Annotated in this window: 5 protein-coding genes and 1 pseudogene; 4 read left to right on the top strand and 2 right to left on the bottom strand. The window is 72.6% G+C overall.

What is annotated here, in order from left to right; translation table 11 throughout:
- Together KME77_RS05715 and sepH are read left to right on the top strand one after the other, a co-directional pair.
- A partial coding sequence (locus tag KME77_RS05715; protein ID WP_219462655.1) for a hypothetical protein occupies positions 1–265 on the top strand: 265 nt, incomplete at its 5' end.
- A gap of 166 nt (positions 266–431) precedes the next feature.
- The gene (gene sepH / locus KME77_RS29070) at positions 432–3,566 is read left to right on the top strand and encodes a septation protein SepH (RefSeq protein WP_246609223.1); all 3,135 of its coding nucleotides are present in this window, start codon (positions 432–434) and stop codon (positions 3,564–3,566) included.
- Positions 3,567–3,857: 291 nt separating this feature from the next.
- Here the strand turns inward: sepH and KME77_RS05705 are convergent, their stop codons facing one another.
- On the bottom strand, positions 3,858–5,336 hold the full coding sequence (locus KME77_RS05705) for a PH domain-containing protein (RefSeq protein WP_308250565.1): 1,479 nt from the start codon (positions 5,334–5,336) through the stop codon (positions 3,858–3,860).
- Between the two features lie 209 nt (positions 5,337–5,545).
- Positions 5,546–6,076 carry a PH domain-containing protein gene (locus KME77_RS05700; protein WP_308250564.1) on the bottom strand — a complete coding sequence of 177 codons (531 nt, stop codon included), beginning with the start codon at positions 6,074–6,076 and terminating at the stop codon, positions 5,546–5,548.
- A 639-nt stretch (positions 6,077–6,715) separates the two neighbouring features.
- On the opposite strand from KME77_RS05700, the gene KME77_RS05695 reads away from it, so the two are divergent.
- Entirely contained in the window at positions 6,716–7,156 is a 441-nt protein-coding gene (locus KME77_RS05695; protein WP_246609222.1) for a YbhB/YbcL family Raf kinase inhibitor-like protein, read from the top strand.
- Between the two features lie 183 nt (positions 7,157–7,339).
- A pseudogene (locus tag KME77_RS05690) lies at positions 7,340–8,407 on the top strand (hypothetical protein); the annotation flags it as partial.

Here is an 8,407-nt window from a genome sequence, read left to right as displayed (position 1 = left end):
GTTCGTCGTGACGGCCGACGACGGCGCGCCGCCCGCCACCGGCGGGTCCTCCGCCGGTGACAGTGCCGTTTCCTCCGGCGGTGGCGGGTGCCGGATCTCGCCGACGGGTGAGACGTTCTCGTCCGGAGCCCCCTACCTCGCCGGGGCCGCCGCCCGCTATCTGGAGTTTCATCCGGGCGCCAACCCATCCGTTCTCGGCTCTTGGCTGAAGTGCACGACGGGGCGCGACGCTATTCGCGAGAATCCGTCGAGGGACATGCGCTGAAAGCCTGATGGAATCGCCAAATGTGACCGGCGTCACATCGCCCCGGGGCTGTCCCAGGAAGGCGATGTTCGGACATGCCGGGTACGGTGCTGGCAGGCAACCGGCACACGCGAGAGACTCAAGGGTCCGGGGGAAGAATGAGCAGCACGCAGACGAAGGGACTCGCATGCAGGAGCTCCGACTCGTCGCGGTGAGTGAGGACGGCACCTATCTCGTACTGGCGACGGCCGGGCGAGGTACGCGGTTCACGCTTCCCGTGGACGACCGGCTCCGTGCTGCCGTCCGCGGCAACTTCTCCCGTCTCGGCCAGTACGAGATCGAAGTGGAGAGTCCGTTGCGCCCCAAGGAGATCCAGGCTCGCATTCGCGCCGGAGAGACGGCCGAGGAGATCGCCGCCACGGCGGGCATCCCGGTCGAGCGGGTCCGCTGGTTCGAGGGGCCGGTGCTGCAAGAACGCGAGTACGTCGCCCAGCAGGCTCAGCGTGTGTCCGTACGCATGCCCGGAGAGTCCGCCCCCGGCCCCACGCTCGGTGACCTCGTCGCCGAGCGGCTCACCCGGCGCGGCGTGCCCACCGACGAGATCGACTGGGACTCCGCCAAGCGCGACGACGGCCTGTGGCGGGTCAAGCTCGGCTACGTTTGGAACGGTCACACCCGTCACGCCGAGTGGCTGTTCGACCCCCGCCGCCGCCACGTCACCCCGCACGACGACGAGTCGATGCGGCTGTCGGCGGCCGACTTCGACCCGAGCCCGGCGGTGGAGGACACGACGGTCACGCCGTTCACGCCGCGGGTGGCCAAGCTGCAGCCGGTGCCGCCGCTGGGGTCGGACCCGCTGCCGTTCCCGTCGGTGATCCGGCACGAGACCGAGCCGCCGTCGCGGGAGGCCTCCGGCGCGGAGGGCCTCGACGTGCCCTCCCGTGAGGCCTCCTCTCGGGAAGTGCCCTCGCGTGAGGCTTCCTCACGTGAGGTGCCGTTCACGCCCGCTCCCTTCACGCCCGCCCGCGAGGCGCCCTTCGACCGGGCGCCCTCGGCTCCCGCGCGCTCCTACTCCGACCCCGCCCGTTCCGAGCCTCCGCGTACGCCCTCCGACCGTCCCGACGCCGGGTCCCGGCCCGGGTCGCCCGCGCAGGAGACGGCCTACACGCGTCCCGGCGAGTCGGCGTACACCGATTCCGGGGAGTTCACCTACCGGCGGCCCGGCGAGTCGCCCGCGTACCCGCGTTCCGGCGAGACCGCGTACCGGCGGCCCGAGGAGCCGACGTTCAAGCGTCCTGAGGAGCCGGCATACCGGCGGCCCGACGAGCAGGCCTACCGACGTCCCGAGGAGAGCACGCAGCGCCGTCCCGACGACGCCGCTCTCCGGCGGCCCGAGGAGGCCACCTACACCCGCCCCGACGAGCCCTCCACCGGCCGGCCCGGGGAGCCCTCCGCGCAGCGCGGCGGGCCTTCGTCGTGGCTGCCCGACTTCGGCGGCGCGACCACGTCGGAGCGCGTCACGGGCCGGGACCAGGACCGTGGCGGCGAGGCCATCTACGCACCGGCGACGCGCGAAACACCGCCCGCCGGCGGCCGCCCGTCCGACGCTCGTTTCCCTGACACCCGCTTCCCCGACACTCGCTTCCCTGACACCCGGCCCTCCGACACGCGGCCCTCCGACACCCGGAACGCCGACGCTCGGACCTCTGACGTCCGGCCTGCTGAAAGCCGCCCCTCCGACGAGATCCGGACCCCGGACACCCGCGCCTCGGACAGCGCACCCTCCGGCACTTCCGCGCCCTCGGCCTCCCAGCCGCCCTCGGCTCCGGACGCGGTGGCCGACCCGGCCGTGAGCGTCCTGCCTGCGGAGAGTGCTCCCGTCGAAGCCGCCACCGCCACGACGGACGCCACCACGGGCGCTGTCACGACCGATGGTGCTGTCGAGGATGCCGCCGTCGCGGAGACCGCCACCATCACAGAGGCCGCCGCTACAGGAGCCGCTGCTACAGAGGCCACCACTACGGAGGTCTCCGCCGCAGGGGCCTCCACCACACCCGAGCCCACCACCCCTGAGGCGACCGGCGCGCCCGAGGCGGCTGTCGCGCCTATGCCTCCCACCGCCGAGGCCGCAACGGCCGAGTCGGGAAGCACCACGCCCGCACCCGAGACTGCTGTCGCAGCGTCCGAACCCGCTGCCGAGCAGAGCACCGCGCCCGCCTCCGAGGTGGCCGCAGCCGAGCCGGAGACCGTCACGGCCAGCACCACGACCGAGCCGGCTCAGCCCACTGCCACGGCCAGCACCACCACTGAAGCGGCCCAGCCCACCACTGAGGCAGCTCAACCCACCGCTACGGCCGACGCCACCGCTGAGGCGGCTCAGCCCGCTGCCACGGCTGACGTCCCGGCGTCCGCGCCCACTGCGGCTCCCACCTCGGAGCCCACGCCCGCGGCGGCTTCCGTCTCCGAGCCCGCGCCCACGGCGGCTTCCGCTCCCGAGCAGTCCGCCCCCGCAGCCGCTTCCGCTCCCGAGCCCACGCCCGCAGCGGCCTCCGCTCCGGAGCCCGCATCTGCAACGGTCTCTGCTCCGGAGCAGGCAGCCGCCACAGAGCCCGCTTCGGAGCCGAAGCCCGCCGCTGAGGCTCAGGCCGGGAGCACGGTGACCGCTCCCGAGGCAGCGGCTGAGACAGCGCCCGAAGCGACGGCCGAGGCAACCGCCCCTCAGACAACGGCCCCCGAGGCAGCTGCCTCTCAGGTGGCAGCCCCTGAGGCCGCGCCCGCAACCTCAACGCCCGCAACTGCCACTTCCGCAGCGGCTGAGCCCACAGCAGTTGAGCCCACACCGGCCGACTCCGCTGCGGCTGACTCTGCTGCGGCTGCGCCCGCTGAGCCCGCTGCTTCGGCGCCTAAGCCTCAGCCTCCGGCGCCGAAGCCTGGCCCCCCTGCGCCGAAGCCTGGGCCTCCTCCGAGTGCGCCCGCCAAGCCCGGGCCTGCGGCCGCCAAGTCGACGCCCGCCGAGCCCGTACCGGCAGAGCCTGCGGCGGCCAAGCGGAAGGGCGGGCCCGAAGCCGAGCCCGCAGCCACCAAGCCGGCCGCGCCTGAGCCCGCCGTACCGGCCGCGCGGACCAGCAAGGACGACGCTCCCACCGACGAGCAGCCCGCCGCCAAGCCCGAGCAGCCGGCGGCCAAGGAGGAGCCGCCGGTGCCGGCGCCCACTCCCCCGCCCGCTCCCGCGACCCGCCAGCCGCGCAAGGGCTCCAGGGGACGTCGCGCCTCGGTGCCGACCTGGGACGAGATCATGTTCGGCGCCCGCCGCCAGGACTGACCCGCCCAGGTCGCCCTCCGGGGGCCCGCCCCTGCGCTCGCCCTCGGTGACCGGCCCGCCGGATCCCCCGGGCCGCCGCCAACCGCTCGGGACCGGGCGGAGGGGGTGGCTCGGCAACGGGGCCGAGCGGAGACGTCCGCCACCATGTGCACGGAAGCGTGGGGCGGCACCACTACCGCCCCACCACGACCGGCTCGTACCAATTGCCCCTGATGCCCCACCGTCGGCCCTACAAGCCGCCTGTGACCGTCCCGCACGGCGAGGGCCACAACGGGGCCCCACCGACCCGCTCTACGAGCCCTCGGACAGGAACGGAGCCAGCCACTCCGGCGTCACCTCGGCGGGAAAGCCGGCCACCTGCGCCCGCGACACGTCGACCGCCGAGTACCCGCCCTGCCCGGCCCCCACCCCGGCCGTCAGCGTGAACACCCCGGCGCGCCGCTGGAACCACGTCTGCCTGATGTGCCAGCCGACCACCGCCCGGCGTTCGATCACGGCCTGGGAACGCCGCAGCGAGCCCTGCCGGACCGACAGCCGCATCCCGTCGTACCCGTGCCCCAGCGACCGGTACCGGTCGATGCCCAGGGGGATGCCGAGGCCCGCCAGCAGGAGGGTGATGACGGCGGCGATCCACCAGGCGGTCACGCCGGTCAGCAGGGCCGCCAGCGCCGTGGCGAGGGCCAGCGCGAGCCAGGGGGCGATGGCGCGGAACAGGCGGCGGTTGCGGGCGATGGGCGGGTGGGGGCGGAGTTCGGAGCCGAAGGAGCCGACGGCGTCCCCGGTGACCTGGAAGGCGATCTGCCGGGGCACGTCCGGCAGCAGCTGGCCGCGGGTCTGCGACTCGCCGAGGCCGGTGACGATGGCCCAGACGCGGACGACGTTCGCCCAGCGTTCGGCGAGGCCGTCGACGATCTCGTAGCCGCGCACCCGCCGCGACTCCAGCGACACGCTGCGCCGGTTGATCAGCCCGCGCTCGGCCACCAGGTAGCCGTCGCGGTGGGTGAGCCGGAAGTCCCAGTTGAACACCACGTACATGACGCCGCCCACGAACGGCATCGCCACCACGAGCAGAAGCGCCACTCCCAGCAGCAGGTAAGGGTGGTCCCAGAGCCATTCGCCGACGGACAGCGCGGTGTCCTGGCCGAAGCCGAGGTCGTCCCCCCACTGGAAGGCCAGCCCCACGGCGCCCCCGGCCAGCGCGAACGGGGTCAGCAGGTACGCGCCCGACAGCGGCCCGTACAGCAGCCATCTCCACGGCACCCGGATGATCCCCTGCTCGACCGGGACGGCCACGTCCTGGACGGCGTCGGTGGCCGGCGTCCCGGGGACGGGCGCCGTGGCCACGCGGGTGCGGCGGAGCAGGACGGCCTTGAGGCGTTCGGCCTCCTCCAGCGTGACGCCGTCGAGCTTGCCCTCCTCGTCGCCGCCGCTCGCGCCGGTGTCGATCTTCAGGACGGCCAGCCCGAGCAGCCGGTGCATGGGCGGGGTGGAGACGTCCACGCCCCGGATGCGCTCCATGGGGATGGTCCGCACCGACCTGCTGACCAGCGACCGCTTGATCTCCAGGCGGTCGCCCACGATCTCGTAGCTGAACGTCGCCCACCGCACGACGCCGAAGGCCAGGGTGACGCCGACGCCGCCGGCGACCCAGACGTACGAGGAGCCGGAGAACCCGCCCACGAACAGCAGCCCGAGCAGCGGGAGGATCAGCGACGGCAGCATCCGCACCGGCTGGAGGAGCAGCACCTTGGGACTCAGCCGCAGAGGCACCGACACAGGCGGCGGCCTCCCGGGCACCCCAGGCGCCCCACCGACCGGCCCAGCCACAGCGGGCGGCTCGGAACCCGGCCCGGCCGCAGCGGGCGGCTCGGCGGGGACAGGCGGATCAACAAGGGCGGGCGGATCTGCGGGGGCGGGCGGATCTGCGGGGACGGGCGAATCGGTGGGAACGGGCGAATCGGCGGGGGTGGACGGCTCGCTCATGTGGCATCGTCCCTGAGCTCCTCGGCGCGGTGCGCCAGCTCCTCCGCCAGCCCCGCCGCCACCGTGTAGTCCAGCCCCTTGATCGTCGACGACCCAGCGTGCGACGCCGTGCGGATCTCCAGCGTCGCCAGCCCGAGCATCCGCTCGATCCACCCCTGCGCCTTGTCGACCGTCTGGATGCGGCTGACGGGCACGAAGACCCACTCCCGCGTCAGGAACCCCGACCGCGCGTACACCACGTCCCCGGACAGCTCCCACCGATGCACGGCATACCGTACGAACGGCTCGGCCACCAGGAACGGCGTCGTCAGCACCCCCACCCCCACCGGCAGCAGCCAGGGGTCGTCGGCGAACCACTGCGGCAGCCACGACCACCCGCTCGGCCCGACCCAGCGCGCGATCAGGATCGAGATCCCCACCAGCAGCGCGAACGCGATCAGCGCCTCGACCAGCCACAGCCTGACGGCCTTGGGCGAGACGCGGTTCGCCGGGTCCCGCAGCGGCCCGGCCGGGTCACGCGAAGGCACACCCGACGGCACACTTGACGGCGCGGAATCGGGCTCTTGCGAAGATCCAGAACGCAATGGTCCAGAAGACGTCACATGGCCAAGCTTAGGGCGCGTGCCCCTGCCACCGATCTGTCCCGCGCCGTCCCGATCACCCGGAAAGTCAGGCACTCCGGTAATGGACGCCTGCTCACCTGGCGCACCAACTCAACCACCCGACGTACCCGACACGGCGCCTGGCGCGCCGGGTTTTACCCAACGCCGCGAATGATCACCACATCGGGGTCCATCGCCCCCGCCTCACTGATCGTCCCGCGTTCGGTGATGACCGGAAACCAGCAGGCCGGGCAGCGATTCCAGGCCGACCGAAATCCATGCCCCAAATCCCACGGACAAGATCACCCGGACGGCCGATGTGTCGAACGTCACCCTCGGAGTGCCGCGATTGTGACTGTTTTCCCGTCCTTTACCTTGAACCGACCCTCGCGAAACGGTCGGCGCACGGCCGAGAGCCGCGTAGCATCATGCGGCATGGGGCTCGGTAACGCGGAACGACGTGTGAGGCGCATCGGCGCCTCTGTGACGGCTGTGACCGTCGCGCTCACGTCGTCCGGTTGCAGCTTCCTCGTAGGAAGGTCAGACGCCACGGAGATCGCCGAGATGAACGTCTCGAGCCCGGAGTTGCGCGAGGGCGAGCCCCTGCCGCGCGAATACTCCTGCAAGGGCACCCAGGGCAGCCCGCCGCTGCGCTGGTCGAGTGCGCCCTTGCCGAAGGCGAAGTCGATCGCGGTGGTGGCCGATTCCCAGGCGTCGTCCGAACCAGCCGTCCAGTGGGTGCTCTACAACATCCCTTCGACCACGACCGAGCTGGGTCCCGAAGCCGACGGGAGCCCGCCAGAGGGCTCCAGCCAGGCCAAGGTGACCAGCGGCAAGGCCGGCTACGAGCCGCCCTGCATCCCGGGCACCTACCGCTTCAGCGTCTACACGCTGAACGGCAAGGTCACGGCCCAGGAGGGCGCCCCTCTCTCCGAGATCTTGAAGAAGATCGCCGACCAGACCATCGCCCGGGGCCGGTTGACGGTGGTGGTGAACAGCCAGTGAGACCGCAAACACGGCTGGTAGTAATGGTTACCAATTCTTCACTTAGGGTGTGACAACGCTCATAGTGGTCCGACACAATCAGATCCAATTGCTAGGTGCTGGTGATCAAAGGGGGCAGGTCGCGTCGATGGCCGCGCGATCTCACCGGCGCCGCAGGGAGGCCATGGCTTTGAGGGTGGTGCAATGATCGCGGTCGTAGTGAGCTTGGTCGCTGTCGTGCTCCTCGTGCTCGTCGTCGTGGCACTGGGCATGCGTTCGATGAACCGACGAGAGAGCTCTCTTCCTCCGGAACGGCTGAAGCAGATGGCCGAGAAGGAGGAGATGACCCATACGCGGTCGACGGATGAGTTCGCCGCGCACGAACCACGTATGACCAACTTCAGCCCGGATTTCAGCCCGATCGACGAGGTCAAGCCCAAGCCGGTGCGCACCGGCCAGCGCGGCCGTCGTGGCGTCGACGAGTGGGGCAACCCCAGCTCGGACGACGAGGACGAGGAGTTCTGGGCCAACATCCGCAGCGACGCCGAAGAGGGCAACTTCGGCTCCGGCGGCACGGTCGCGGCCCGCAAGGGCGCCTCCCGTCCCGTCGAGCGGCCGTCGGAGCGCCCCGAGCGCCCGAGCGAGCGGCCCCGCGACAAGCAGTCCGCTCCGCAGCGTCCCGCCGCCAAGCGGGAGCAGCGTCCCGCCAAGCGCGAGCCCGCCGTCGACCCCAACGCGGCCACCGTGCAGGCGCCCCTGCCCGGGCGCGCCCAGGAGCAGCGGCGCCCGCGCTCCCAGCGTCCGGCCCCCGCGAACGCGGGCCTGGCCGACCTGGTGGAGTCCTCGCCGCGGCCCGCGCCGACCGCCGCCGAGATGGCCGACCAGCGTACGGTGACGTTCGCCGCGCCGACGAACGACGTCATGAGCATCCTCGGCGCCGGCGCCCAGCCGGTTCCGCCCACCCGCCCCGAGGCCAGGCCCGGCGGCGGCCGTCCCAACAGCGGTTCTTTCCCGGCCGTGAGCAGCAACAGCGCGTCGCTGAGCACCAACAGCCCGGCGACCACCAGCGGCTCGTTCCCGGCCACCACGAGCGGCGCGTTCCCGGCGGCTCCGGCGGCGGGGCAGCGTACGCCCGCGCCGGGTCAGCAGCGTCCGGGCAGCCCGGCGTCCGGCGCGTTCCCGGCCTTCGGCGCCAACACCGACCCGCTCGAGGCCACCTGGACCAACCCGCAGATCGTGCCGACGGCGTCGGGCTCGTGGCCCGCCATGCAG

Source organism: Nonomuraea rhizosphaerae, assembly GCF_019396405.1.
Classification (GTDB): domain Bacteria; phylum Actinomycetota; class Actinomycetes; order Streptosporangiales; family Streptosporangiaceae; genus Nonomuraea; species Nonomuraea rhizosphaerae.
Note: the sequence above shows the minus strand (reverse complement) of the source record. Positions and strands in the feature narration are given on the sequence as shown.

What these genes read in the sequence shown, in the direction of transcription:
- sepH (WP_246609223.1), top strand. Translation starts at nt 432, where the DNA reads ATGCAGGAGCTCCGACTCGTCGCGGTGAGTGAGGACGGCACCTATCTC.
- KME77_RS05695 (WP_246609222.1), top strand. Translation starts at nt 6,716, where the DNA reads ATGAACGTCTCGAGCCCGGAGTTGCGCGAGGGCGAGCCCCTGCCGCGC.